This window comes from Methylophilus sp. 'Pure River' (genome assembly GCF_046765995.1).
GTDB lineage: Bacteria > Pseudomonadota > Gammaproteobacteria > Burkholderiales > Methylophilaceae > Methylophilus.
Window position 1 is genome coordinate 17,233 of record NZ_JBKOUE010000003.1, and the last position, 25,469, is coordinate 42,701.

The following is a 25,469-nucleotide window of genomic DNA, read 5'->3' on the forward strand; positions in this document are numbered from 1 at the left end:
TTGCACACAGCCATTCTAGCTTTTAAAATACATTCCACGACAATAAGGAGACATCCATGGACATTGGTATCAATAACGAAGACCGTCACCAGATTGCTGACGGTTTATCAAAATTGCTGGCAGATACTTACACCCTGTATCTGAAAACGCACTACTTTCACTGGAACGTCACCGGGCCAATGTTCAACACCTTGCACCTGATGTTTGAAACCCAGTACACCGAGCTGGCACTGGCCGTAGACCTGGTGGCGGAGCGTATCCGCTCACTCGGTGTGTATGCCCCTGGCACTTACGCCCAGTTCTCCAAACTGACCTCGATTGATGAGACTGTGGATGTGCCCAAGGCAAATGACATGATCCGCGAACTGGTGGCAGGCCATGAAGCGGTCTGCCGTACGGCACGCAGCGTGTTCCCGGCGGCAGAAAAAGCCTCTGACGAAGCCACTTCTGACTTGCTGACCCAACGTTTGCAACTGCACGAGAAAACTGCCTGGATGCTGCGTAGCCTGCTTGAATAACGCTTTAAGATTTTATCTTCAGGGCGGGCATTTAAAACAGAGTGCCCATCCCCATCTACATCTACATAAAAATAATTCACCTTACTGGAAATCTCATCATGGCAACAAAACATGCCCGTTTAATGATTCTTGGCTCAGGCCCTGCTGGTTATACCGCAGCGGTCTACGCGGCCCGTGCTAACCTCAACCCGGTGCTCATTACCGGCCTGGCCCAGGGTGGCCAGCTGATGACCACCACCGAGGTCGATAACTGGCCAGCCGATGCCAATGGCGTGATGGGCCCTGAACTGATGGCGCGCTTTCAACAACATGCCGAGCGTTTTAATACCGAGATGATTTTTGACCACATCCACACCACGCATCTCAAAGAAAAACCAATTCGTTTAGTGGGTGATAACGGTGAATATACCTGTGACGCGCTAATTATCGCCACCGGTGCGTCTGCCAAATATTTAGGCTTGCCAAGCGAAGAAGCTTTTGCTGGTAAAGGCGTATCTGCATGTGCCACGTGCGATGGCTTCTTTTACCGCAACCAGGAAGTCGCCGTCATCGGCGGCGGCAATACGGCTGTGGAAGAAGCGCTGTATCTGGCCAATATTGCCAGCAAGGTCACGCTGGTTCATCGCCGCGATAAATTCAAGGCCGAAGCCATCCTGGTCGACAAACTGATGGACCGCGTCAAGGAAGGCAAGATCGTCCTGGAAACCTTCCATACTTTGGATGAAGTATTGGGCGACAACACCGGTGTGACCGGCATGCGCCTGAAAGATGTCAACGCTGGCACGACCAAAGACATTGCGCTTAAAGGTGTGTTTATTGCGATTGGCCATCAGCCAAATACGCAGATTTTTGAAGGCCAGCTAGAAATGGAAGGCGGTTATATTGTGACGCAAACCGGCCGTCAGGGTAATTTTACCGCCACCAATATTCCTGGTGTATTTGCTGCCGGTGACGTGCAAGACCATATCTACCGCCAGGCCGTGACCAGCGCTGGCACCGGTTGTATGGCGGCATTAGATGCCGAGCGTTATTTGACCAGCCTGGAGTAAATCCACAGGCGGGGCATGAAGAAGCGCACCCCGGTGCGCTTTTTTATTTTAAAATTGGCATATGTCACAAGAGTTACCGGACAACGATGAGGATGATATTTCACTGTTCCACGAAGCAGTGAAAGGCGCGCGCCCGGTGAAAACCAACCGCATTTCTCACGCGCCGAAAAAACCCAAGCCTATCCCACGTCAATTGATCAGGGACGAACAGCAGGCGCTGGTCGACTCACTCAGCGATCATTACATTCCAGCCCACGAACTCGAAAGCGGCGAAGAATTACTGTATTTGCGTGAAGGCCAATCCCCCATGGTGCTGAGCAAGCTGCGCCGTGGCCATTGGGTGGTACAAGCGCATATAGACCTGCACGGCCTGATCAGCGACGAAGCCCGTTTGTATGTTTCAGAGTTTATTGCCGACTGTAAAAAACGCGGCTTGCGCTGCGTGCGCATCGTGCATGGCAAAGGCCTGGGTTCGCGCAATAAGGAGCCGGTACTCAAACACAAATTACGTAACTGGCTGATGCAAAAAGATGAAGTGATTGCCTATGCGCAGGCACGCGCCACGGATGGCGGCAGCGGCGCAGTGATCGTGCTGCTTAAAGCCTAATAAGCGCAATGCCATTCACTGGCATCGCGCTTATTCATCACACCTCATTACCAATATTGACGATGCTGGTGCGGCCCACGACCTCGCATCGCCGCCGGACGATAGCCTGGCGCTGGCATAGGTTGAATCTGCACCACATTCGGTCTGACTGACACGGCCACATCCAACACCGGGCCTGGGTCGCGGTCCATCATGGTTGAATATTGACGGCCCTGATATTCGTAATTCACCATATAGCCTGTGGTCACCGTTTGCCACTGGTCTACCATCACACATTGCTCAATCGGGCGCGTGACAATGCGTTCGTTACCATAGGTATTCTGGTTACCGACACGGTCACCCACAATCGCACCGACACCGGCACCTACCGCAGCGGCGGCGATACGGCCGTTACCGCGACCGATGGCGCTGCCCAATAACCCACCGGCCACACCACCGACAATCGCACCCGTATTAGAGCGACTAGATTCATACACACTTTCACGCACATATTCGGTGTGGCATTCCTGGCGTGGCTGGTTGATTTGCTGTACCTGCGGCGCAACTGACAACACCCGCGCCCGGTCAATATACTCTGCATCGGCAAATGCACTCTGGCTCGCTGCCATCATCACCATGCTGGATAAGATTAATTTACGCATGCTCGTTTTCCTCTCTTGAAGCACACTGCTCACTGCAGTTATCTCATTAACGTGCATTCAATCATGAGAGATGACGCGGGGATGTATCGAAGCCTGGAGAATTTTGTATCCAGCCGGATACGAAGCTTACTGGCCGCTATTAGCCAGTTTGAGCAATTCGCCGCGCTGCTGGATTTCGATGACGCCGCGCCCCATGGTCAACCAGCCTTTTTGCTCCAGGCGTTTCAACTGGCGGCTAATGACCTCACGCGCGGTACCCAACTCATCGGCAATTTGCTGGTGCGTGCGTTGAATGGTGTTATTACCCATATCGAGCAACCATTTGGCTAAACGCGCATCCAGCGTTTGAAAAGCAACCTCATCCAGCAACACGATCAGGTCGCTGATCAAGGCACCATAATTCTGCATCACATATTGCCTGAATACTGGCGAGTCAATCATCAACTTATGAAAAGTCGTGTCCGGCACAATCACATCCTGGATTTCCTCTTCGACAATGGTCGAGGCCGGATACTGGCTATTGCCTAGCAAACAGGTTGTGGTGATGACACAGGTTTCACCGGCGCCGACGCGGTACAACACGATTTCGCGGCCGCTGGCAGACATTTTATACACGCGTGAACGGCCTTTGAGCCGCAACACATAGCCGCCACAGTGGTCGCCTTCGCGATAACCGATGGTGCCAATAGGCGCCTCCACAATGCGTGCATATTGCGTGAGCAGTTTTTTAGCCGTATCTTCCAGCGCTTCCAGTTCTGGAAACAAGCTGATCCATGAAAGTGATTGCATCATCCCGATAATCCCCAGTGTTTTTATTGTGATTGTGAAGACCGTCGCAGCGGCCCTCACTTTTAATTTGTGCGACAAACTTTACCATAGATTGATTTCAAATCATGCTCACGGTCAATCACTTAAGTGTGAAAGCGTACACAATCTGTGACAACAGGTTTATGATGGAATTTCAACGTATAAATGAAGTATAAAAATAAATGATGATTCTAGGGGTATTATGCAAACGTCGGATATTGCGGTGGATCTTTTTGACCAGTTAAGAGCTTCAGCCGATCAGGCCAGCCAGTTGATGAAAGCAATGGCGAACACTGATCGGTTGATGCTGCTATGTCAATTATCACAGGGCGAGAAATCGGTCAGCGAGCTGGAAACCAGGCTGAATTTAAGGCAACCCAGCCTGTCGCAACAATTAACGGTGTTACGCGAAGCGCAACTGGTGAGCACGCGGCGCGAAGGCAAAAATGTGTTTTACAGCATAGGCAGTCCAGCCGCCCTGGCGGTGATTCAGGTGCTACATCGCGAATTTTGCCAAAAGCAGGCGTTTTCCCAAAAGACAGACACCGCGCAACTCAAAAGCGCATAGGCACTTTAAACATAGATTTGAAAACGCAGGACATTAAAACATATGGATATTAAATCAATAGATCAACGCTACAGTGTCAGCGACCAGTTAACCGAATCTGATTTAGACACACTGGCCGCACAAGGCATCACACTGGTGGTGAATTTCAGGCCAGATGGCGAAGGTGGTGAATCGCAACCCACCAGCGCCACCCTCGCGGCAAAAGCAGCGAGCCTGGGCATCGCCTATGCACATATCCCAGTGGTGCCTAACCAGATCCAAGCCGCACATGCACAACAATTACAGTCACTATTGAGCGCACATCCCGGCCCAGTAGTGGGCTTTTGCCGCACGGGCAACCGGGCTAATCAAGTCTATCAACTGGCATCACAGGCGCCAGCAGCAAGCAAACCCGCCTGTTGCAGCCAGCCCGCGACACAAGATGGCTTGATCAATAAAGTCAAAAGCTGGTTTAACGATTAAATAACAACAACGCAGAAAGCAAGATCAATCAATACCATGAGTACATCCAAATTCGACATTGTCATTGTAGGCGGCGGTGCCGCTGGCTGCGCCATCGCTGCCAGCCTGAAAAAACGCGCCCCAGCACTCAACATTGCCATCATAGAACCGTCTGACCAGCATTTTTATCAGCCTGCCTGGACACTGGTCGGTGCCGGTGAGTTTGATGCTCAAAAAACAGTGCGCGCCATGGCTGGCTGCATTCCCGCGGACATCACCTGGTTGCAAGCCGCAGCGACCAAGTTCGAACCAGAACAAAAGCAGGTCATTACCGACAAACTGGGCACGATTCAATATGCGCAACTAGTGGTTGCGGCTGGCTTGACGCTCAACTGGGCAGGCATCAAGGGCTTGCCAGAGACACTGGGCAAACACGGCGTGACCTCTAATTACCGCTTTGACCTGGCGCCCTACACCTGGCAGCTGGTGCAACAATTGCAGTCTGGCAAAGCCTTGTTTACCCAACCACCAATGCCGATTAAATGTGCTGGCGCCCCACAAAAAGCCCTGTATTTATCCTGTGCAGAATGGCTGGGTAAAGGTCGTTTAGGCAACATTAAAGCCTCGTTCTACAGCGCGACACCTACCCTGTTTGGCGTGAAAGAATATATAGAGCCTTTAATGCAGTATATCCGTCGCTACCAAGTGGACTTGCATTTGAACAGCACGCTGGTCGAGGTCGATGGCCCGGGCAAAACAGCCTGGTTTAATATCAAGGATGCCGAAGGCAATATCAGCCGAGTCAGTGAGACGTTTGACTTGCTGCATGTGGTGCCACCACAAATTGCGCCGGACTTCATCAAGCAAAGCCCACTGGCCAATGCCGATGGCTGGGTAGAGGTTGACCAGCACAGCCTGCAACATGTGCGCTATCCGGACATTTTCGGCGTTGGCGATTGCACCAACACGCCGAATGCTAAAACAGCCGCTGCGGCACGCAAGCAAGTGGTGATCGCTGCCGAGAACCTGCTGGCAGCGCGTGCCGGGCAAGCCCTGCCTTCACGTTATGACGGCTACGGCTCCTGCCCACTGACGGTAGAAAAAGGCAAAATCATCCTGGCCGAATTTGGCTATGGCGGAAAAATCGTACCAACTTTGCCGTGGGACTCTACCAAACCACGCCGTAGCGCCTGGTTACTCAAAAAATATGTGTTACCACCGCTTTACTGGCACCTGATGCTTAAGGGCCGTGAGTGGCTGGCGCGCTGCGGTGCCTGCGGTTAACGCCCTTTGCCTGCCATAAAAGCCTGTAGCCATTGCAAGGTAAGTGCAACGCCAAATCCGTTCACCTCGCTGGCCACGGCGCCCAGGCCATCTTTATGGCTGTAAGACGACAGATCAATATGGCACCAATCCACGTCGCCCTCAATAAACTTGCCCAAAAAGCGCGCCGCCAGCATATGGTCGGCATCGCTATCCATGGTGCACTGCTTGATATCAGCAATGTCACTATCCAGTTCGCTGTCGTAATCCTCAGCATAAGGGAAAGCCACCACGCGCTCACCACTGGCTGCGCCCGCCTCCACCATTTGCTGCGCCAACTTAGGCTGATTCGCGACGATCCCGCTCATACGTGAGCCCAACGCGGTTTGCATGCTACCTGTCAGCGTTGCATAATCAATCATCACATCGGGTTTGCCGCGGCTCGCCAGCGTTAAGGTATCCGCCAGCACCATCCGACCTTCGGCATCGGTGTGCACGATTTCAATCGTCATGCCATTCAGGGCAGTGATGACATCATTCTGTTTATAAGCATTGGGGCCAATATGGTTTTGCGCCAGGGCCAGCCAGCAATCGACATTGATTGGCAGTTGCTGCGCACTGATGGCCTGTAACACCCCCACCGCCACCGCGCTGCCGTTCATATCCTGGTGCATACCCTGCATATATTTGGCTGACTTTAAATTGTGGCCGCCGGTATCAAAACAAATGCCTTTGCCCACCAACGCCAGTGTTTTTTCGGCTTGTGGATGTCGGTAAGACAATTTAACGATGGCGGCGTCTTGTGGCTCAGAGCCTTGCGCGACAGCCACAAAGGCACCCGCACCTAATTGCCTGAGCGCATCGGTGTCCCATTCAGCATATTGCCAGCCTTTTTCACTGGCCATGGTTTGCAAACATTGCCGGTAAAGCGCGGGCGTCAACATATTGGGCGGCGTCATGGTCAATGCGCGGCATACCGTGTTGCCAGCGACCAGCGCAGTCACTTCTTCTTTCCAGTCGATATCTGCAACACCAAACACACCGATGTCACGCAACTTTTGGCTGGATGTTTTTTGTTTTAACACTGGCAGCGCCTGCGCATTCACCAGCGTGACATAGGCAGCCAAGCTGGCAAACAGGGATGCCTGTTTCTTGGCAATCACTGCCAGTGCGATCCGTTCCGGATGCTCGGCCAAGAGTGGTTTGACTGCCGCACGCAGTGCCGTGGCCATGGTAAATGTAGGTGCCGTTGCGTCTAACTGGCACAGGCTAACCAATGCACCGTCTGCCAATTCCAGTGTCAGTGGCTTGTCTTTTAAATCTACCACGGTCATGCCGGCACGTTGCAACCGGCTTGCCAGGCCATCAGCAAATGGCACAGAGGACAGTAATTTTTCTTCAACCACGACCAGAATATGCCTGGCGTAGCTTGACAACAAGCTTGAATTCACTTCGGAAGTTTGGGACCACTCTATGCGCATATTGTTATAAAACACTCTTATATAAAACATTAAATAAACGTAGCAAATGTCTATGGACAAGCCTGTAATCAAGCAAGTCCAACACATGCAAAACTTGACCAAAAGCGCCAAAAAAGAGACACTTACAGTTGATAGCTAGGTTGCTGGGACTCATCCATAATATTCAGCAACGTGATACCATAAAAGCAGTATCCAATTTCGGAATCCCTTCTTGGTAATCAATACTTTCTCAGCGCTAGGCAAGGCCCAGTGCTTGATGCTAAGTGCTAGATTATACGCATAGCGACTTAAAACTCGGAGAATCCTCACGCATGGCAACGCATTCGCAAGCACACCTCAATGAAACAGACGCACAAGAAACGCAAGAATGGCTAGAAGCCCTCAGTGCCGTCATTGAGAATGAAGGGCCAGAGCGCGCCCACTTCCTGCTGGAAGCAATGATTGATCAGGCTCGCCGTTCCGGTGGCCATTTGCCTTACAAGGCAACCACCTCTTACGTTAACACCATCCCTACCCACTTGCAGGGCAAACTGCAAGGTGACCCGGAGATGGAACGCCGTGTACGTGCACTGATCCGCTGGAACGCGATCATGACCGTATTGCGCGCCAACGAAAAATCGCCAGGCATTGGCGGCCATATTGCCAGCTTCCAGTCAGCTGCAACGCTGTACGACGTTGGTTTTAACCATTTTTTCCGCGCAGCCAACGAAAGCTTTGGCGGCGACTGTATTTACTTCCAGGGTCACTCCTCCCCAGGCGTGTACGCACGTGCTTTCCTCGAAGGCCGTATCTCTGAAGAGCAAATGGACAACTTCCGCCAGGAAACGGGTGGCAATGGCTTATCCAGCTACCCACACCCTTGGCTGATGCCAGATTTCTGGCAGTTCCCAACCGTGTCCATGGGCCTGGGCCCATTGGCGGGTATTTACCAGGCACGTTTCCTCAAATACCTGCATAACCGCGGCATCGCCGATACGGCTGACCGTAAGGTATGGGTATTCTGCGGTGACGGCGAGATGGACGAGCCAGAATCACAAGGCGCAATCTCCCTGGCTGCACGTGAAGGCCTGGACAACCTGATTTTTGTCATTAACTGTAACTTGCAACGTCTGGATGGCCCAGTACGTGGCAACGGCAAAATTATCCAGGAACTCGAATCCAACTTCCGTGGTGCTGGCTGGAACGCGATCAAGGTCATCTGGGGCTCCTACTGGGATCCTCTGCTGGCCATGGACAAAGACGGTATTCTGCGCAAACGCATGGAAGAATGCGTGGATGGCGAGTACCAGAACTTCAAGCAAAAAGGTGGCGCATACACACGTGAGCACTTCTTTGGCAAATATCCAGAGCTGCGTGAAATGGTGGCGGCGATGTCCGATGCGGATATCTGGCGCCTGAACCGTGGTGGTCACGATCCGCACAAAGTGTTTGCGGCTTACCAGTCTGCAGTGAACCATAAAGGCCAGCCGACCGTCATTTTGGCCAAAACAGTTAAAGGCTATGGCATGGGCGAAGCTGGCGAAGGTCAGAACACCACCCACCAGCAAAAGAGCATGGATATCGCGTCACTGAAGGCTTTCCGTGACCGTTTTGATCTGCCATTGACTGACGAACAAGTTGAGAACCTGTCTTACTACCGTCCGGCTGAAGACAGCCCGGAAATCAAGTACATGATGGAACGCCGGGCTGCGCTGGGTGGTTTTGTCCCTAGCCGCCGCCGTAAAGGTAACGAACTGACCGTACCTGAGTTGTCCGCATTCGAAAACATGCTGGGTGCCACCGGTGAGCGTGAAATCTCGACCACCATGGCGTTCGTACGTATCCTGTCTACGCTGGTACGTGACAAGCAAGTCGGTAAATATGTAGTGCCTATCGTGCCGGACGAAGCGCGTACCTTCGGTATGGAAGGCATGTTCCGTCAATTGGGTATTTACTCTTCTGTCGGCCAACTGTATGAGCCACAAGACTCTGACCAGGTGATGTTCTACAAAGAATCTCAAAGTGGCCAGATTCTCGAAGAAGGTATTAACGAAGCAGGCTCATTCGCTAGCTGGCTGGCAGCGGCGACGTCTTACAGCGTCACCGGCACGCAGATGATTCCGTTCTACATTTACTACTCAATGTTCGGCTTCCAGCGTATTGGCGACTTTGCCTGGGCTGCTGGCGATAGCCGTGCACGTGGCTTCCTGCTGGGTGCTACCGCAGGCCGTACCACTTTGAACGGTGAAGGTTTGCAGCACGAAGATGGCCATAGCCACCTGATGTCTGCGACGATTCCAAACTGCGTGTCTTATGACCCAACGTTTGCTTACGAGCTGGCAGTGATCATCCAGGAAGGCATGCGCCGCATGGTGCAAAACCAGGAGGATGTGTATTACTACATCACCCTGATGAACGAAAACTACACCCACCCAGCCATGCCGGAAGGCAGTGCCGAGGGTATCCTGAAAGGTATGTACAGCTTCAGCAAGTCCAAGGCCAAAGGCCCTAAAGTGCAGTTGATGGGTTCCGGTGTGATTCTGCGTGAAGTGATTGCCGCCGCCGAGTTGCTGGAAAAAGACTGGGGCGTGTCTGCCGACGTATGGAGCGTGACCAGCTTTACCGAGCTGCGCCGCGACGGGATTGATGCCGAGCGTCATAACCTGCTGAACCCGGAAGCCAAACCAAAACTGAGCTATGTCGCTCAAGCTCTGGCAAAAGCAGAAGGTCCGGTCATTGCCTCCACTGACTACATGCGTTCGTTTGCTGACCAGATCCACAACTATGTGCCTAACCGCTTTGTCGCCCTGGGCACCGATGGTTATGGCCGCTCCGACTCACGTGAAGCACTGCGTAGCTTCTTTGAAGTCGACCGCTACTATGTGGTACTGGCTGCCTTGAAAGCACTGGCTGACGACGGCAAACTGCCAGCAGCCAAAGCGACTGAAGCGATTAAAAAATATAATATCGACATTACTCGTGCCAACCCGGCCACGATCTAAAGTCGCGACATAAGGAACATACAAAATATGTCTATCAAAGAAGTACTGGTGCCGGATATCGGCAACTTTGACAGTGTCGACGTCATTGAAGTCTTGATCAGCGTAGGCGACACCGTCGCCAAGGAAGACTCACTGATTACCGTGGAGTCTGACAAAGCCTCCATGGACATCCCTTCCTCACTGGCAGGCGTAGTCAAGGAAATCCACATTAAAGTGGGTGATAAAACCAAGCAAGGTGCACTGATCCTGACGCTGGATACCGCAGGTGAAGCCGCGCCAGCAGAAAAAGTAGCCGCACAACCGACAGCCACCCCAGTGGTCGCGACAGTCACTGTAGACGAAGCCAAAGTGGCGATTCCTGAGCCTACCCGTCCTGTGGCTGAAGTCCCGCAAGTGATTCAGCCGCAAGCTACCCCTAACCCGGTGGCAGCCAGCAGTGTAGGCAGCAGCGGCAAACTGGCGCACGCCAGCCCGTCTGTACGCAAGTTTGCGCGTGAATTGGGCGTCAACCTGTCACTAGTGAAACCCACAGGTCCCAAAAACCGTATTGTACAAAGCGATGTACAAGCTTACGTCAAAGGTGAGTTGTCCAAGCCGCGTTCAGAAAACATGGGCGGCGGCTTAAGCACCTTGCCGATGCCAGTGATCGATTTCAGCCAGTTTGGTACCATTGAAACCAAACCACTGTCACGCATCAAGAAACTGTCTGGGGCCAACCTGCACCGTAACTGGGTCACTGCCCCGCATGTGACGCAGTTCGATGAAGCTGACATTACAGACCTGGAAGACTTCCGCAAGTCCATGCTGGCCGAAGCCGAGAAGCGTGGCGTTAAATTGACTTTGCTGGCTTTCCTGATGAAGGCAGTGGTCAATGCATTGCGCACCTACCCTAACTTCAACGCGTCACTGTCCCCAGAAGGCGATAGCCTGATCCTCAAGCAGTATTACAACATCGGCTTCGCCTGCGATACGCCAGATGGCCTGGTAGTACCTGTGGTACGTGACGTGAACCAGAAAGACGTGATGGACATTGCGCGTGACTTGGCGGACCTGTCAGCCAAGGCGCGTGAACGCAAGTTGAAGGTTGAGGAAATGCAAGGCGGCTGCTTTACCATTTCCAGCCTGGGCGGCATCGGTGGCACCATGTTCACGCCGATTATCAATTGCCCTGAAGTGGCGATTTTAGGTGTATCCCGCGCAGCCATGCAGCCAGTCTACAACAAAGACACCGGCGGCTTTGACCCACGCCTGATCATGCCATTGTCACTGTCATATGATCACCGCGTGATCGATGGTGCAGATGGCGCAAGATTCACCAGCCACCTGCGTGTGATGCTGAGTGATGTCAGAAGGTTGTTGCTCTAATCATCTGGGCGATGCAAAACAAAGGGCGCTTGAAGCGCCCTTTGTGTTTAGGTAATCTGGGTGTTTTAGATCATCTAACTGTTTTAGGTCATCAGTGCCTGCTGCATAAAATCTCCTGTGGCTATTCTTGCCTTACCCACCAACGGCCATTGATACAAGTAAATCCACACCGGTTCTAATACACTCCCATCCATGGCAAGAATGTGTGTTTTAACGCGTTGATATTCGGCAGGTTGCGTATGCTGAGTACCGCACTCCTCGTAATCATCCAGCACGGTCAGTACGGCTTGCGCATCCTTGAGACGGTAGACTTCACCAAAAACACGGTCATCCGGCTGATCAGAGGCAATCACGCCAGGATAATAGCTGATCTGATACATTTGTCCTTGGAACCAGCCGCCAGTGACAAATTCGGCATGCGCAACAAGATAAGCAGCCATCGCGTTTGCATTACCGTGACGCAAGGTGCCATAAACAAATAACAAATCAGGCATGGCCATCAGAACAATGTAAGTTGCGGACTATTCGATGACTGCCGCCAGGCATCCGGCACCTTGAATAAATCGGTGCGGAAACCCAGCCGTTCGCCTGACATACCCAGTTTTTGGCAACTGAGCTTAAAGCGATGAGCCAGTAAGTCCGCAAACACGCCTTCCCCACGCATGCGCTGGCCAAAGCCGCTTTGGTAAGCCTTACCGCCGCGGCTTTGTTTCACAATACTCATGACATGGCTGGTTTTAAGCGGAAAATACTGTTGCAGCCATTGCTCAAACAAATCACTTAACTCATGCGGCAAGCGCAAGAACACATAGCCAGCTTTTCTGGCACCAGCCTCATGCGCTTGTTGCAGAATCTGCTCCATATCGCAATCAGTTAATGCCGGAATCACAGGGGCTACCATGACACCAGTCGGGATTCCCGCCTCGCTCAAACGGCGCAACGTTTCAAAGCGGCGTTCTGGTGCGGCCGCACGCGGCTCTAAGCGGCGCGCAATTTGCCTATCCAGCGTAGTGATACTCAGGTAAATACTGGCCAAGCCTTTGGCAGCCATAGGTGCGATCAAATCAATATCTCGCTCGACCAGCGACGATTTAGTCACCAGGCTAAACGGATGATTCGCTTCAGCCATCACTTGAATGACTTTTCGCGTTAACTGGTATTCTCGCTCTATCGGCTGGTAGCTATCAGTATTCATCCCTAATGCAATCGGCGCACATTGATACCTGGCATGTGCCAGCTCCTTCTTGAGCAACTCAGGTGCATCGGCTTTCATCAACAAACGAGACTCAAAGTCGAGCCCAGGCGACAAGCCTAAATAAGCATGCGTAGGACGTGCATAACAGTAGATACAGCCATGCTCGCAGCCGCGGTAATGGTTGAGGGTACGGTCAAAAGGCAAGTCGGGAGACTGGATGTAATTGATGACGGTTTTCGCCGCATCCAGCATGACTTCGGTACGCAAGGCCGGGGCGTCTTCATCCAGGCTACCCCAGCCATCATCAATGGCTTGCCGCGTGTGTGGATCAAAGCGGCTCACCTGGTTACTGTGCGCCGCCCGTCCCTTGTAAAGCAAGGGCTTTTCAATAATAGAAGGAGATGGCTCCCCTTCTGCTTCTACTTGCGTTCTGATATCCATTGACATGCCAGCGCACTCCAGTACGGCAGCGATTGCAAGGCCAGCATGGATACCCATAATTGTGCATCCAGGTTGCTGAAACCGCGCGCATACAGCATGGCAGCGGCGCAAAGCAGCAAGGAAATCAGAATCGTCAGCTCCTCTTTAATCGGTGCAATCAGCTGCCAACTGCTGAGTTTAGCTTTCGTTTTATTCGTTACCACAAACACGCCAGCCTTGTGCGTCAAACCACTGATGATGCCTCTGGCAATTGCATGCGACAAGCCCAAACTGGCCAGCGACGCGCCAAAAATATCCATCCAGCTGCAATGCATGGTTTTGCGGTACAGCACCGGCCCCAGGATCGCCTTGATCGCCAGGAAGCACAGAATAGGCACAATCATGACCACCACTGGCAAACTGAAGTATTTAGGGAACGCCAGCATGGCAATGGTCCAGCCGATAGAACCGATGGTGAACAACAGTTGCAACGCTTCTCCGAACCAGCCAAACCAGCCAGTGAGGAAGTGATAGCGCTGGCTAAAGTCCAATGTTGATTTGCCTATGAGCTTGGGCATATGGTGCTTGAGGATTTGCATGGCACCAAACGCCCAACGATTACGCTGCGACTTGAGTGCTTTGAAGTTGGCTGGCGTCAGACCACGACCAAAAGTCTCATCGATGTAACGTAGCTCCATTTTGTTTTCAAGCAAGCGTAAACCGAGCTCGGTGTCCTCACAAATACACCATTCCGACCAGCCACCAAAGCCTTTCAAAGACGCTGCACGAATCAAGGTCATGGTACCGTGTTGAATCAATGCATTGCGCTCATGCCTGTGATGCATGCCAATACGGAAAAAGCCCTCAAACTCCCAGTTACACATGCGGTGGAAGAAATGATTTTCCCACTCACGGTGCGCTTGTGGCGCTTGCACCACCGCCACTTGTGACTCCTGGAAGTGTGGCACCAGGTCAGACAGCCAGTCCGGCGTCACCACGTAATCGGCATCCACCACGCCCACCACCTGCGCATCAGGATGTGTTTTCTCCAACGCAAAATTCAATGCACCGGCTTTAAAGCCTGGCCAGGAAGGCAAATGGTAGAAATGGAAATTATCCGGCATGGTCGCCATATAAGTTTCCAGTGGTTTCCACTTAGCTTCATCTTTGGTGTTGTTGTCCACCACAATCACTTCGTAATGCGTGTAGTTAAGATTGCGCAAACTATCAATCGTGGCAATCACCATTTCCGGCGGCTCGTTGTAGCAGGCCAGATGAATAGACACAAACAATTCCTGATCTGCAGGCAAGGGTTGTGCGCGCTTGAACAGGCGGCGCCAGGCAGGTTTAAACATCACCTCGCTAAACTCGGCGGCATAAATCATCAACACCATAGAGGTCAATGCAATACCTAGGATCAGGCCGATGAGCACCACAAAATCACGCAGGGTGTAGTAGTAATCGCCAGGCAGGTTCCAGGCAATGGTGAGTGTGGTAATACAGGCCTGGAACAGCACGGCCATCGACAAGACACCGCCTATGCCCCAGTGCTTGAAACGCCAGGCAATCAACATCAGTGGAATAAAGGCCAGCAAGCTAGACCAGGTCGCTTTCGCAATCCAGCGCGTACTCGGTGGCACCGCATCTTGCAGCGAATATTTCTGGTGACGGTCGGCGTTATACATGCCCCAATACGCCCCCGCCCAACCTTCCAGCGCGACTTTCCAAGGCTGGTCAAAGGCTTCCATCAGGTAAAAGTCGAGGTCTTCAATCGAGTTACGCGCTAAAAACTCGCGAATAAAGCGCGCCTGGTTGACTTCACTGGCGACAGAAGCACCAATCGCCGGTCCGCGGCTAGGCCAGCCCACCTCGGTAATCACGATTTTTTTGCGTGGATAGGCTTGCATGAGCTGGTTGTAACGCTCAATCGTGTATTGCACTGCTTTTTCCACCGGCACACCTTCGTGGTATGGCAGCAAATGCACGGCGATATAATCTACATGCTTAACGAGTTCCGGGTGCTTGAGCCAGACATGCCAAGGCTCTGCGGTTGATACCGGCACATTGCTGTGCTCACGGACAAAATCCAGGTAGCCGATCAGGGCCTGTACTGGCAAATCGTTACGCAATAAAGATTCGTTACCGACAATCACGCGGTCAATATTGCTGTAGTTTTCCAGTTTTTCCAGCAACGCAGAGATCTCGCGGGTATTTTTCTGGTTGTCGGTATCAATCCAGGCCCCCGCAATCACGTTCATATTGCGTCTGGCCGCCAGCGGCACGACTTCATTCAAGTCCAGCGATGAATACATGCGGATATGACGTGTGTGCTTATGCATCAGATCCAGGTCTTGTGCCAGCTCGGCCGTATTTGGATGCTGCCCATCCAACGGGCTTTGATTGGCGCGATAGCCAGAATAGGCAAATCCATTCACCGTAGGTTTCACGCTAATCAGCGGCAACGCACGGTTAGCCAGGGCCCAAAGGCCGAAATGCAGCGCCGAGAACAGGATGGCAAACACCAACCCGGGTACCAGTTTTTTAAACCAAGAAACGATCACTTCTCACTCTTTCCATCATGTCTGATGTATTTATTTAAATTTTTATTGGCTAAGCTGCAGGCTTCTGGCAGGCAGCAAAAACAGCGCCCAGCCACATGCGGCACACCACCACCAGGCAATCACATTGCCAGGCTCTGACATGGCCACCGCAATCGCCATCGTGGCCGCAAGCACCAGCATCACCGTTGTCAGCCAAATACCCACCGCAGGCAAGGCTGACTGGGCTCCGGCACGCAAAGGCGTGGTGATGATTGAAATAGCAACAGTCACCAATGGCAAAGCAACCAGGATCAGCGGAAAATCCAGGTAGCGTCCATTAATCGCCAGACCGGCACTGGTCAGCAAAAATGCCAGCGCCAATAAGCGCAGCAGTGATTGCTCTGCGCAAGGCTTGGTGCCTAAATCCAGCCATTGCCATAACTGCATCAGCACTAATGTCCAACCCAGCAATACCAGGCCACCCAACATGGCATACTCACCACTATTGCGTGCAGCCAGCTGCACATAACCCACCTGCAAATAGGCGTGCAAGCCGACTACTCCGCCAGTCAACGCCAGCAACAACATTTGGTTTACAGGAACGCGTTTATATTGTCCCCAGGCGACCGCGGCCACAGCAAGCAGCAACGCAACTAAATAAGGTTTAAAACCATCGGCGCGCTCTGCTACAGGGCCTTGCAAGTCAAATTTAGGCTGCAAATCCGTATCCAGCACACCCCAATAACCACCAACCGTGCCTTCCAGCTCACGCTTCCATGGCTGATCAACTGCTTCAATCACGTTGTATTGCCAATGATTTACGTGCGCCGCTTGTAAAAACTCACGCATGTAACGTGCCTGGTTGATCGCACTCGGCTTGGACCAGAAGCGTTGGCGTCCTTGTGATGGCCAGCCGGTCTCACCAATCAGAATCGGTTTTTTAAATACCGTGCCCAAATGCCCCATGACAGACGCCGTATGCGCGACGGCCTGCTCAATCGCCACAGGCTTGTCTTCCCAATAAGGCAAAATATGTACAGTCACAAAGTCGACATCCTGCTCCAGCGTGGGATGCTTGAGCCAAAACTCCCAGACATCTGCATAAGTAATGGGCGCCTTGGTATTCGCTTTGGCCCATTGCAGATATTCATGCATTTTCGGCTCGGTTTGTTCACCGCGCAGCAACACTTCATTACCGACCACCAGGCCACGCACTGTATCAGGGTATTGGTTAGCCTGTTGCACTGCCAATTGCAATTCAGACTGGTTGAGCGCATCCACCCAGCCGATCCAGACACCTAGAATAACCTTCATGCCCAATTTTTGCGCCGCTTTTGGCACATAATCCAGCCCCTGGCCAACGGAGTACGTCCGCACGCAGCGCGTGACTTTAGATAGCGCCTGTAAATCTTGTTCAATCTGCAGCGGATCGACAAAACTATCTTTAATCGTCGGGTTCATGCCAGGTTTGTAATACGGCGCATAAGAAACGCATTGCAAGGGCAGAGCCTCTGCGGCCACTTCTACCAACGCTTGCGGCTGTTGCAAGCGCCAGAGATAGAAAATCGACCCCATCAGGAACAGGGCCAGCCAGACAACTGGTGAAATTCGAGATAACAAACGCTGCAACATGATCCCCTGAAACGGAATTCCTTAAAAAATAGCTTGCATTCTCTCACAAATACCCCCGGGATGCGTCCTACAAACCCTGATAAAACCTCAGAAATATTCCAAAAGAGACTTGGTAAATTAGGCAATTCGACTTATGATGAAACGTATTCAAAAGTCAGGTTAAAAACCCTGGCTTTTAAACAATTTCACGCCAAAAACAACCATCTCAGAAGTCATATGAACGTTAAATCCTGCTTGACCACACTCGTGTTGCTATCATCTTTTTCCGTGCCGGCATTTGCTGCGCCTGTTGCCAGCCTGGACTACAGCGGTGAATACCTCTGCAAAGGCAACAACGTCACCGTCGGTGACTATGAAGTGACCATTTATTTGAAAAAAAATCGACGCAACAGCACGTCCCAAGTGTCTGTATACGACCTGGCAACACACACGGAAAACAAGCAAAGCTACACCGGTCAAGCCATTACGCGTGGCAAGCAACTGGCCATGACATTTAAACTGTCTGATGCAAAATATGCCGAGTTCTCCACTGGCATGGGCCAATTCACCAAGGTCGGCAAAAATGGCTGGACCTTCAAAAACGATTATTACGAACCAGATGACACAGGCGGCAACTACGGCCATGAAACCTGCACAATGAGACCAGTGCCAGCCACACACCCTGCGAACAGCGCGACTGGCAGACATTAGTCTGTGTAGACAGCCCCAAAGTGATCTTGTTCTTTTGGTGATAAAATAGCAAAACTAATCGAAATATAAGGTTTTCATGAGTCAAATGGTTGAAATATTGGTGCCGGATATCGGCAATTTTGACAGCGTCGATGTCATCGAAGTGCTGGTGGCCGTGGGTGACACCATCGCCAAAGAGGATTCCCTGATCACGGTAGAATCTGATAAAGCCTCCATGGACATCCCCTCCTCACACGCGGGTGTCGTTAAAGAACTCAAAGTTGCGGTCGGTGACAAGGTCGCCAAAGGCAGCCTGATTTTAGTGGTAGAAAGTGTCCAGGCCGCGACGGCTGAGTCAAAACCTGCCGCTGCTGTTGAAGCCACTGCCCCGACAGCCCAAACAACCGCACCAACAGCCCCAACAGCCCCAACAGCCCCGGCGCCAGCAGCTGCAACAGGCAATAATGACGTAAGCTGTCAGGTCATGGTGCTAGGCTCAGGCCCTGGCGGCTATACCGCAGCCTTCCGTGCCGCAGATTTAGGCTTGAAAGTCGTGCTGGTTGAGCGTTATCCAACCCTGGGCGGTGTTTGCCTCAACGTAGGTTGCATCCCGTCCAAAGCCCTGTTGCATACAGCCAAAGTCATTACCGAAGCCGAAGAAACCGAACATCACGGCCTCAGTTTCGGAAAACCGAATATCGACCTCGACAAACTGCGCAACTGGAAAGCCAACGACGTGGTCGGCAAGCTGACCGGCGGCTTGGCACAAATGGCCAAAGCGCGTGGCGTCACTGTCGTGAGTGGTGTCGGCAAGTTCACTAGCCCTAACCAGATTGCCGTGACTGCGGCTGACGGTAAAGTCACCCTGGTTGGCTTTGAAAACGCGATTATCGCAGCCGGTTCACAAGCAACAAAATTCCCTGGCGCGCCAGAAGACGAGCGCATTATGGACTCGACAGGCGCACTCGCATTGGCTGATATTCCGAAACGTATGCTGGTCATTGGTGGCGGCATTATCGGCCTGGAAATGGGGACGGTATATGATGCACTAGGCACCAAAGTCAGCGTCGTCGAATTTATGGATGGCCTGATTCCAGGCGCGGACCGCGACCTGATCCGCCCCTTGCAAAAGCGTATGGAAAAACGCTTTGAAAGCATCTTGGTCTCAACCAAAGTATCCAAGCTGGAAGCCAAGTCTGACGGCATTTACGTTGATTTTGAAGGCGCTAACGCGCCAAAAGAAACACAGAAATACGACCGCGTCCTGGTGTCCATTGGCCGCCGCCCGAACGGTAAAAACATAGGCGCAGAGAATGCAGGTGTGATTGTGGATGACCGTGGCTTTATTGCGGTCGACAAACAAATGCGAACTAACGTACCTAACATTTTCGCCATCGGTGACATTGTCGGCCAACCCATGCTGGCGCACAAAGCAACCCATGAGGCCAAAGTAGCTGCTGAAGTTATTGCTGGTCATAAAGTTGAGTTTGTCGCCAACGTGATTCCTTCTGTCGCTTACACCGACCCTGAAATTGCCTGGGTTGGCCTGACCGAAACTGAAGCCAAAGCCAAAGGCATAGAGATCGAAAAAGCCAGCTTCCCGTGGGCAGCCAGTGGTCGTGCGTTATCAATTGCCCGCACCGAAGGTGCCACCAAGCTGATTTTTGATAAAGACACGCATCGCGTCATTGGCGCTGGCATTGTCGGCATCAACGCCGGTGAATTGCTGGCTGAAGCTGTGCTGGCGATTGAAATGGGCGCAGACGCGCATGACCTGGGCCTGACCATTCACGCCCACCCGACGCTGTCTGAAACTGTTTGCTTTGCCGCAGAGCTTAAAGAAGGCACCATTACCGATATGTTGCCGCCGAAAAAGCGCTAGGGGCTTCGTAGCCTTGCCACAACAAAAAAGCCCGCAATTGCGGGCTTTTTTGTTTGGAGAATCCCATGCTTACTGGCAAGGAATTTCTTTTAATACGCTATCCGGGAAATGTGAGCGGGATTTTTGCAAGCTGGCGAATTGTTGTGGTGTCACTTGCTGTAGTTTGATGACCGCCTGACCACCATTGCGCGTCGCCTTGATCAGCAACTTTACGCCTTTGTTTTTCAGGTCAGCCATGAGTTTATCTGCCAGCTTTTCGTCGCGGAATACGCCAAACGAAATCGCGTTACGCCATTTAGGATCATCCTGCACAATAAAGAAGTCTTCAACACCGAGCTTGCGCAGCTCTTCAGCCTTGGTTTGCGCAGCTTCGGCCGTCGCCAGGGGCGGTTTGTAAATCCAGTAGCGCACACTCTCCTGGCCGGTGCTGGTCATATTGGTTTGCGTTTTAATATTAATTTGCTGTGCCAAGCTGGCAGCTTCAGTCACCCGTGCCATATTAAAACCACTCCATTCGTAACATGCGGTCTGCACTGCTACATGTGTTTCCACTGTTTTGGCTGTGGTTGCTTTCTCCACCGCTGTTTTTTCAGTAGGCTTAGGTTCAACCGGCTTTACGTCACTGGTCTTGTTTTCAGGGGCCTTATTTTCCGGAGCTACAACTTCTGTTTTAGACAAATTAGGTGTCATGGCAGATGAGTTGCTAGCCGCCTCAGGCACTACAACAGGCTCGGGTGCAGCTGCAACTGCCACCGTGCGCTTAGGGTAAGATGCCAGCGCTTGCGCATTGAGTAATTTGATTTGTTCAGGATGTATCTCAGGCTTAAGGCTGCTGACTGCCGACAACGATGCGTCATGCTTGAAATAAGCAAACACCGCCGCGTTGGCTAACAGCAATATCCAGAATAGTCTTTTCATTATTGTGCGCTTTTCATTCGTCTGTATTCTCAGCCAGGCAGGCCAACCCCTTTAAAACCAGATTATCCACAATAATCGCCTGCGCTGACAATGTGTCCGGCAAATATCTGTGCAATAACGATGCATCCCCGCCCGTCAGCACCAATAAAGGCGCTGAGTCGGCCAGAGATGCCATGCGTTCAAACTGCGCCGCCACTGAAGCGGCAAGCGCTTGCACGCAGCCCAGCCACATTGCCTGTTGGCTGTCTTGCGCAAAGCCTGGCAGCGCAGCCTGTTCAAGTGGATATGCATAATCCAGTTGCGCCGCACCTTGTTGCAAACTCTGCCACATCAAATGCAAACCCGGTTGTATGGTGCCGCCTGCAAAACTGGCCCCAGCCTTGCTCACCATGAGGGCATCTATGGTCAACGCCGTGCCGGCAGTGACTACCAGCGCTGACTGACCAAATTGCCGCCACGCAGCAAGCACACTGCACCAGCGGTCACTGCCCAGCTGCGATGGTTGCTGATAGCTATTTTTCACCTCTAAGGCAGCCGCTGCGGATTGCACCAGTTGTAATTTATCGTCAAGGTCAGGCAATGCCTGCATCCAGCCACTACCAGCCACATTGCTTAGCCAAACCTGCTCTGCCTGCGCGATCGCCTGCAATAATCGCGCTGCCTCAGCATCACCGTGTAGCCACTGTTGATAATCTAAAGCATGCACCTGCCACACTGTAGATGCATGCAGTGAATCCTGCGGCCACCATGCCCATTTGATGCGTGTGTTGCCTGCATCAATCAATAATTTCATGCAGCACTCCGCACGCTGATTTCACCTGCATTAAACCGCTGCTGGCCAGCCGCAGTCTCGACCAGCAAACTGCCTTCTTCGGCCACACCCAGCACCTGGCCAGGAACCGTCTGGCCATTGGCCAGCAACAAATTAACCGGCTGCTGGTGAAACGCATGCACGGCTGTCCACTCGTGTTGAAAATAGGCAAAGCCTTGTTCGGCAAAGTGGTTTAAGTGAATGGCAAGCTGGCTGAGGCAGCGGCCGAGCAAGACATTCGGGTCCAAGGCCTGTGCAGACAAGGCATTCAGGCCTAATACCGGTTGATCAATATTTTGCCGCATCTCAGCCGCAATCTCGAGGTTCAGGCCGATGCCAATCACGGCAGCACTCGGCCCTTCCATATCGCCTTGCAGTTCAATCAAAATCCCGCCCAACTTGTGCCATTGTCCTTGATGCTGTACCAGCAAATCATTTGGCCACTTTAACTGTATCTCCGCCAGGCCCAGGGAGTGCAAGGCACGCACCAGCGCCAGGCCAACCACCAGGCTGAGGCCAGACAAACCGGCAGCTCCACACTGAAAGCGCCACAACAGTGAAAAAGTCAGGCTACCACCCAACTGTGACAACCAGGTCCGGCCACGGCGCCCGCGTCCCGCAGTCTGGATATGAGCAGCGACGCAAGTGCCATGCGCAATGCCCCGCGCACTTTCCTGCATAAGGTACCGGTTGGTCGAATCCACCTGTGCCAGCACTTGCACATGAAACCAAGAGGCATACTCACCGCAAGCCTGCACAATGGCATCCACGTCCAGCAAAGTCACAGCCTTGGGCAGTCGATAACCACGTCCGCGCACGGAGAATACGGTAATCCCCAACGCTTCTACAGATTGAATGGCGTTATAAACCGTCGCCCGCGTCACGCCAAAGCGTTGCGCCAGCGCTTCACCAGAGTGAAACTTGCCATCGGCCAGCACGGCCAATATCGGGAATGCCAGTTTGTTCATCGAATGATTGTTTTAAGTGCATCAAGGGCTTTAATCATAGCCCGCAGTGTAGCATACCCGCCTGGCGCCACTGGTCGATCAAGGCTTGAAATACTGCGCATTAAGCGTTTTGGGGCGCAGCATGAAGCGTGTAAAATAGACATACTTTAGAAACCTCAAGAACCGCCATGTCGACAGAAAAAGAACCGATTCCAGCCGCCTCCAACTTTATCCGTGCCGTGATTGATAAAGACCTCGCAGAAAACAAATATGCGAGCAAAAAATGGGCGGGCTCGCCCGGTGATGCAAAACATCAGGCCAGCGGCCAGGTAGATTTTGCCAAAATCCGCACACGTTTTCCGCCCGAGCCTAACGGTTACCTGCATATTGGTCACGCCAAATCGATCTTTTTAAACTTTGGCCTGGCGCGTGATTACAACGGCGTCTGCCACTTGCGCTTTGACGATACCAATCCTGAGAAGGAAAGCCAGGAGTATGTAGACAGTATCTCCGACATGGTGCAATGGCTGGGCTTTGGCTGGGATAACAGCACGCCTACCGGCGCTAAAGAAAACAACCTGTACTTCGCTTCTGACTATTTCGATGTCATGTACCAGGCAGCAGAAGCACTGATCCAGCATGGCCATGCGTATGTCGACGAGCAAACAGCCGATGAAGTGCGTATCAACCGTGGCACATTGACCGAGCCTGGCAAGGACTCGCCTTTCCGCAACCGTAGTGTTGAAGACAACCTGCGTATTTTCCGTGAAATGCGGGATGGCAAGCACGCTGATGGCAGCATGTTGTTGCGCGCCAAAATTGACATGGCGTCACCTAATATCAATATGCGCGACCCGGCCATTTACCGCATCCGCCGTGCGCATCACCACAATACTGGTGACCAATGGTGCATTTACCCGATGTACACCTTCGCCCACCCGATTGAAGATGCGCTGGAGCAGATTACACATTCCATCTGTACGCTGGAATTTGAAGACCAGCGCCCGTTCTACGACTGGCTGATGGCAAGACTGGTTGAAGCTGGCTTGCTGGCAAACCCTGTGCCTTATCAATATGAGTTTGCACGCCTGAATCTGACCTATGTCGTGCTCTCCAAACGTAAACTGATTCAGTTAGTGGAAGAAAAACATGTGAGTGGCTGGGATGACCCGCGCCTACCAACTCTCGCTGGCGCCCGCCGTCGTGGCTATACACCAGAAGGGTTTAAGCTGTTTACGGATCGCATCGGTGTGTCCAAGGCTGATTCATGGATTGATTACAGCATCCTCGAGGACTGCATGCGCGAAGTGCTCAACGAATCTGCACCACGTAAAATCGGTGTGCTCGACCCGATCAAACTGATCATTGATAACTACCCGGAAGATCAAGACGAGGATTGCTACGCACCTAACCATCCGCAAAAACCGGACTTAGGTAAGCGCGTGGTCAAACTGTCGAAAGAGTTGTGGATTGAGCGTGAAGACTTTATGGAAGAACCCAGCAAAGGTTATTTCCGCCTGTTCCCTGGCAATATGGTGCGCCTGCGCTACGGCTATGTCGTCAAATGCCTTGGCTGTGAAAAAGACGCCGCTGGCAACGTCACCACCGTGCATTGCGAATACCTGCCAGACACTAAATCCGGCACACCAGGCTCAGACAGCGTCAAGGTCAAAGGCAATATTCACTGGGTGAGCGCTGCACATGCTTACACCGCCGAAATCCGCCTGTATGACCGCCTGTTTAAAGACGCCCACCCAGGTAGCGGTGACAGAGACTTTTTGGATGATATCAACCCGAACTCAGTCACAACGATTACTGCACAATTGGAACAAGGTGCGCAAGACGCGCAAGCAGGCGACATTTACCAGTTTGAACGCCATGGCTATTTTGTAGCAGACCGTAAAGATAGCGTGGCTGGCAAGCCGGTATTTAACAGAACGGTGACATTGAAAGATAACTGGCAGAAATAAGCATTGTGATGCAATCAGTAGACCTCGCCAAAGCCTTTCGACTGCTCAATCACGGCCCGACCACCCTGATTACCTCTGCCCATGCTAACCAGCGCAATATCATGGCGGCGGCCTGGGTGTGTGCCCTGGACTTTAACCCGGCAAAAGTCACGGTAGTGATTGATCGTAATACCTATACGCGTGAGTTGATTGAGGCAGAAGGTACGTTTGCCATTAACCTGCCCTGTGTGCAACAGATTGAGATGGTGAAACAAGTAGGTGCGATCAGTGGCCGAGATTTGCCTGGCACAGACAAGTTTGCTGAATACGGCATAGCAACATTTGCTGCACACAAAATCAGTGCACCATTAGTAGAAGGCTGTGTGGGATGGCTGGAATGCAAAATCATCTCTGAGCCACACAACCAGAACACTTACGATTTATTTATTGCCGAAGTCGTGGCAGCACATGCCGACGAACGTGTGTTTTCTGATGGCCGCTGGCACTTTGATGGCCACGATGAATTGCGCACGGTGCACCATATTGCCGGTGGTGTTTTCTTTGCCACCGGACAATCCTGTTGATTGCAGCCCGGCAACACAATCAAGCCCTGTAGACCTCACAGGGCTTTTTTATTGCCTGCTTGTTGATAAAAAATTTGAAACTTTCCCTTTTGCATTGATGTCAATTTAATAACCTGTAGTTAAAACAGGGGTATTTACAGGCCTGATATCCCGCATATTTCCGTGACGGAACACGCTGATGCGAACAGCATCTTTCAATCA

22 protein-coding genes are annotated in these 25,469 nt (G+C 52.2%); 12 read left to right on the forward strand and 10 right to left on the reverse strand.

The window, feature by feature from the left end; genetic code table 11:
• The first annotated feature begins 56 nt into the window (after positions 1 to 56).
• The 3 genes from ACIDE9_RS03915 (at position 57) to ACIDE9_RS03925 (ending at position 2,174) form a co-directional block, all read left to right on the forward strand.
• Positions 57 to 518: a Dps family protein gene (locus ACIDE9_RS03915; protein WP_018986535.1), complete on the forward strand. Its 462-nt coding sequence runs from the start codon at positions 57 to 59 to the stop codon at positions 516 to 518.
• 98 nt (positions 519 to 616) lie between these two features.
• A complete protein-coding gene (gene trxB / locus ACIDE9_RS03920) occupies positions 617 to 1,567 on the forward strand; it encodes a thioredoxin-disulfide reductase (protein WP_411992875.1) in 951 nt (316 codons plus the stop codon).
• 61 nt (positions 1,568 to 1,628) lie between these two features.
• On the forward strand, positions 1,629 to 2,174 hold the full coding sequence (locus ACIDE9_RS03925; protein WP_194754162.1) for a Smr/MutS family protein: 546 nt from the start codon (positions 1,629 to 1,631) through the stop codon (positions 2,172 to 2,174).
• Positions 2,175 to 2,221: 47 nt separating this feature from the next.
• Here ACIDE9_RS03925 and ACIDE9_RS03930 read toward each other — a convergent pair whose 3' ends face one another.
• Positions 2,222 to 2,815, reverse strand: a complete 594-nt coding sequence (locus ACIDE9_RS03930) for a glycine zipper 2TM domain-containing protein (protein ID WP_411992877.1) — start codon at positions 2,813 to 2,815, stop codon at positions 2,222 to 2,224.
• A gap of 126 nt (positions 2,816 to 2,941) precedes the next feature.
• A complete protein-coding gene (locus ACIDE9_RS03935) occupies positions 2,942 to 3,607 on the reverse strand; it encodes a Crp/Fnr family transcriptional regulator (protein ID WP_019882736.1) in 666 nt (221 codons plus the stop codon).
• 217 nt (positions 3,608 to 3,824) lie between these two features.
• Between ACIDE9_RS03935 and ACIDE9_RS03940 the strand changes: the two genes are divergently transcribed.
• The 3 genes from ACIDE9_RS03940 to ACIDE9_RS03950 are packed head-to-tail and all read left to right on the forward strand — an operon-like array spanning position 3,825 to position 5,915.
• Entirely contained in the window at positions 3,825 to 4,190 is a 366-nt protein-coding gene (locus ACIDE9_RS03940) for an ArsR/SmtB family transcription factor (protein ID WP_194754160.1), read from the forward strand.
• Positions 4,191 to 4,232: 42 nt separating this feature from the next.
• Complete coding sequence (locus ACIDE9_RS03945; protein ID WP_411992878.1) at positions 4,233 to 4,652, forward strand: TIGR01244 family sulfur transferase; 420 nt, start codon at positions 4,233 to 4,235, stop codon at positions 4,650 to 4,652.
• 36 nt (positions 4,653 to 4,688) lie between these two features.
• The gene (locus tag ACIDE9_RS03950; protein ID WP_411992880.1) at positions 4,689 to 5,915 is read left to right on the forward strand and encodes an FAD/NAD(P)-binding oxidoreductase; all 1,227 of its coding nucleotides are present in this window, start codon (positions 4,689 to 4,691) and stop codon (positions 5,913 to 5,915) included.
• Here the strand turns inward: ACIDE9_RS03950 and ACIDE9_RS03955 are convergent.
• Positions 5,912 to 7,375, reverse strand: a complete 1,464-nt coding sequence (locus tag ACIDE9_RS03955; RefSeq protein WP_411993295.1) for a M17 family metallopeptidase — start codon at positions 7,373 to 7,375, stop codon at positions 5,912 to 5,914. The genes ACIDE9_RS03950 and ACIDE9_RS03955 overlap by 4 nt on opposite strands.
• Before the next feature lie 311 nt (positions 7,376 to 7,686).
• On the opposite strand from ACIDE9_RS03955, the gene aceE reads away from it, so the two are divergent.
• Together aceE and aceF are read left to right on the forward strand one after the other, a co-directional pair.
• Positions 7,687 to 10,356 (forward strand): pyruvate dehydrogenase (acetyl-transferring), homodimeric type, encoded by a 2,670-nt coding sequence (gene aceE, locus ACIDE9_RS03960; protein WP_411992882.1) that lies wholly within the window; start codon positions 7,687 to 7,689, stop codon positions 10,354 to 10,356.
• A 27-nt stretch (positions 10,357 to 10,383) separates the two neighbouring features.
• The gene (gene aceF, locus ACIDE9_RS03965) at positions 10,384 to 11,721 is read left to right on the forward strand and encodes a dihydrolipoyllysine-residue acetyltransferase (protein ID WP_411992883.1); all 1,338 of its coding nucleotides are present in this window, start codon (positions 10,384 to 10,386) and stop codon (positions 11,719 to 11,721) included.
• A gap of 83 nt (positions 11,722 to 11,804) precedes the next feature.
• Here the strand turns inward: aceF and ACIDE9_RS03970 are convergent, their stop codons facing one another.
• From ACIDE9_RS03970 to ACIDE9_RS03985, 4 genes are read right to left on the reverse strand one after another with little or no spacing between them, the layout of a single operon-like run.
• Positions 11,805 to 12,215, reverse strand: a complete 411-nt coding sequence (locus ACIDE9_RS03970) for a gamma-glutamylcyclotransferase (RefSeq protein WP_411992884.1) — start codon at positions 12,213 to 12,215, stop codon at positions 11,805 to 11,807.
• Between the two features lie 5 nt (positions 12,216 to 12,220).
• The gene (locus ACIDE9_RS03975; RefSeq protein WP_411992885.1) at positions 12,221 to 13,363 is read right to left on the reverse strand and encodes a PA0069 family radical SAM protein; all 1,143 of its coding nucleotides are present in this window, start codon (positions 13,361 to 13,363) and stop codon (positions 12,221 to 12,223) included.
• Positions 13,336 to 15,897 (reverse strand): glycosyltransferase, encoded by a 2,562-nt coding sequence (locus ACIDE9_RS03980; protein ID WP_411992887.1) that lies wholly within the window; start codon positions 15,895 to 15,897, stop codon positions 13,336 to 13,338. Before ACIDE9_RS03980 ends, ACIDE9_RS03975 begins: the two co-directional genes overlap by 28 nt.
• Positions 15,898 to 15,939: 42 nt before the next feature.
• On the reverse strand, positions 15,940 to 17,508 hold the full coding sequence (locus ACIDE9_RS03985; RefSeq protein ID WP_411992888.1) for a hypothetical protein: 1,569 nt from the start codon (positions 17,506 to 17,508) through the stop codon (positions 15,940 to 15,942).
• A 216-nt stretch (positions 17,509 to 17,724) separates the two neighbouring features.
• On the opposite strand from ACIDE9_RS03985, the gene ACIDE9_RS03990 reads away from it, so the two are divergent.
• Positions 17,725 to 18,198: a hypothetical protein gene (locus tag ACIDE9_RS03990; protein ID WP_411992890.1), complete on the forward strand. Its 474-nt coding sequence runs from the start codon at positions 17,725 to 17,727 to the stop codon at positions 18,196 to 18,198.
• Positions 18,199 to 18,274: 76 nt separating this feature from the next.
• Positions 18,275 to 20,059, forward strand: a complete 1,785-nt coding sequence (lpdA, locus tag ACIDE9_RS03995) for a dihydrolipoyl dehydrogenase (RefSeq protein ID WP_411992892.1) — start codon at positions 18,275 to 18,277, stop codon at positions 20,057 to 20,059.
• A gap of 69 nt (positions 20,060 to 20,128) precedes the next feature.
• Here lpdA and ACIDE9_RS04000 read toward each other — a convergent pair whose 3' ends face one another.
• From ACIDE9_RS04000 to ACIDE9_RS04010, 3 genes are read right to left on the reverse strand one after another with little or no spacing between them, the layout of a single operon-like run.
• On the reverse strand, positions 20,129 to 20,977 hold the full coding sequence (locus tag ACIDE9_RS04000) for an SPOR domain-containing protein (RefSeq protein ID WP_411992894.1): 849 nt from the start codon (positions 20,975 to 20,977) through the stop codon (positions 20,129 to 20,131).
• Between the two features lie 13 nt (positions 20,978 to 20,990).
• Positions 20,991 to 21,770: a type III pantothenate kinase gene (locus ACIDE9_RS04005; RefSeq protein WP_411992896.1), complete on the reverse strand. Its 780-nt coding sequence runs from the start codon at positions 21,768 to 21,770 to the stop codon at positions 20,991 to 20,993.
• A complete protein-coding gene (locus ACIDE9_RS04010; protein WP_411992898.1) occupies positions 21,767 to 22,756 on the reverse strand; it encodes a biotin--[acetyl-CoA-carboxylase] ligase in 990 nt (329 codons plus the stop codon). Before ACIDE9_RS04010 ends, ACIDE9_RS04005 begins: the two co-directional genes overlap by 4 nt.
• A 167-nt stretch (positions 22,757 to 22,923) precedes the next feature.
• Here ACIDE9_RS04010 and ACIDE9_RS04015 point away from each other — a divergent pair, with 167 nt between their 5' ends.
• Both ACIDE9_RS04015 and ACIDE9_RS04020 read left to right on the forward strand, forming a co-directional pair.
• A complete protein-coding gene (locus ACIDE9_RS04015; RefSeq protein ID WP_411992900.1) occupies positions 22,924 to 24,705 on the forward strand; it encodes a glutamine--tRNA ligase/YqeY domain fusion protein in 1,782 nt (593 codons plus the stop codon).
• A gap of 8 nt (positions 24,706 to 24,713) precedes the next feature.
• Positions 24,714 to 25,268 carry a flavin reductase family protein gene (locus ACIDE9_RS04020; protein ID WP_411992902.1) on the forward strand — a complete coding sequence of 185 codons (555 nt, stop codon included), beginning with the start codon at positions 24,714 to 24,716 and terminating at the stop codon, positions 25,266 to 25,268.
• Positions 25,269 to 25,469 lie beyond the last annotated feature (201 nt).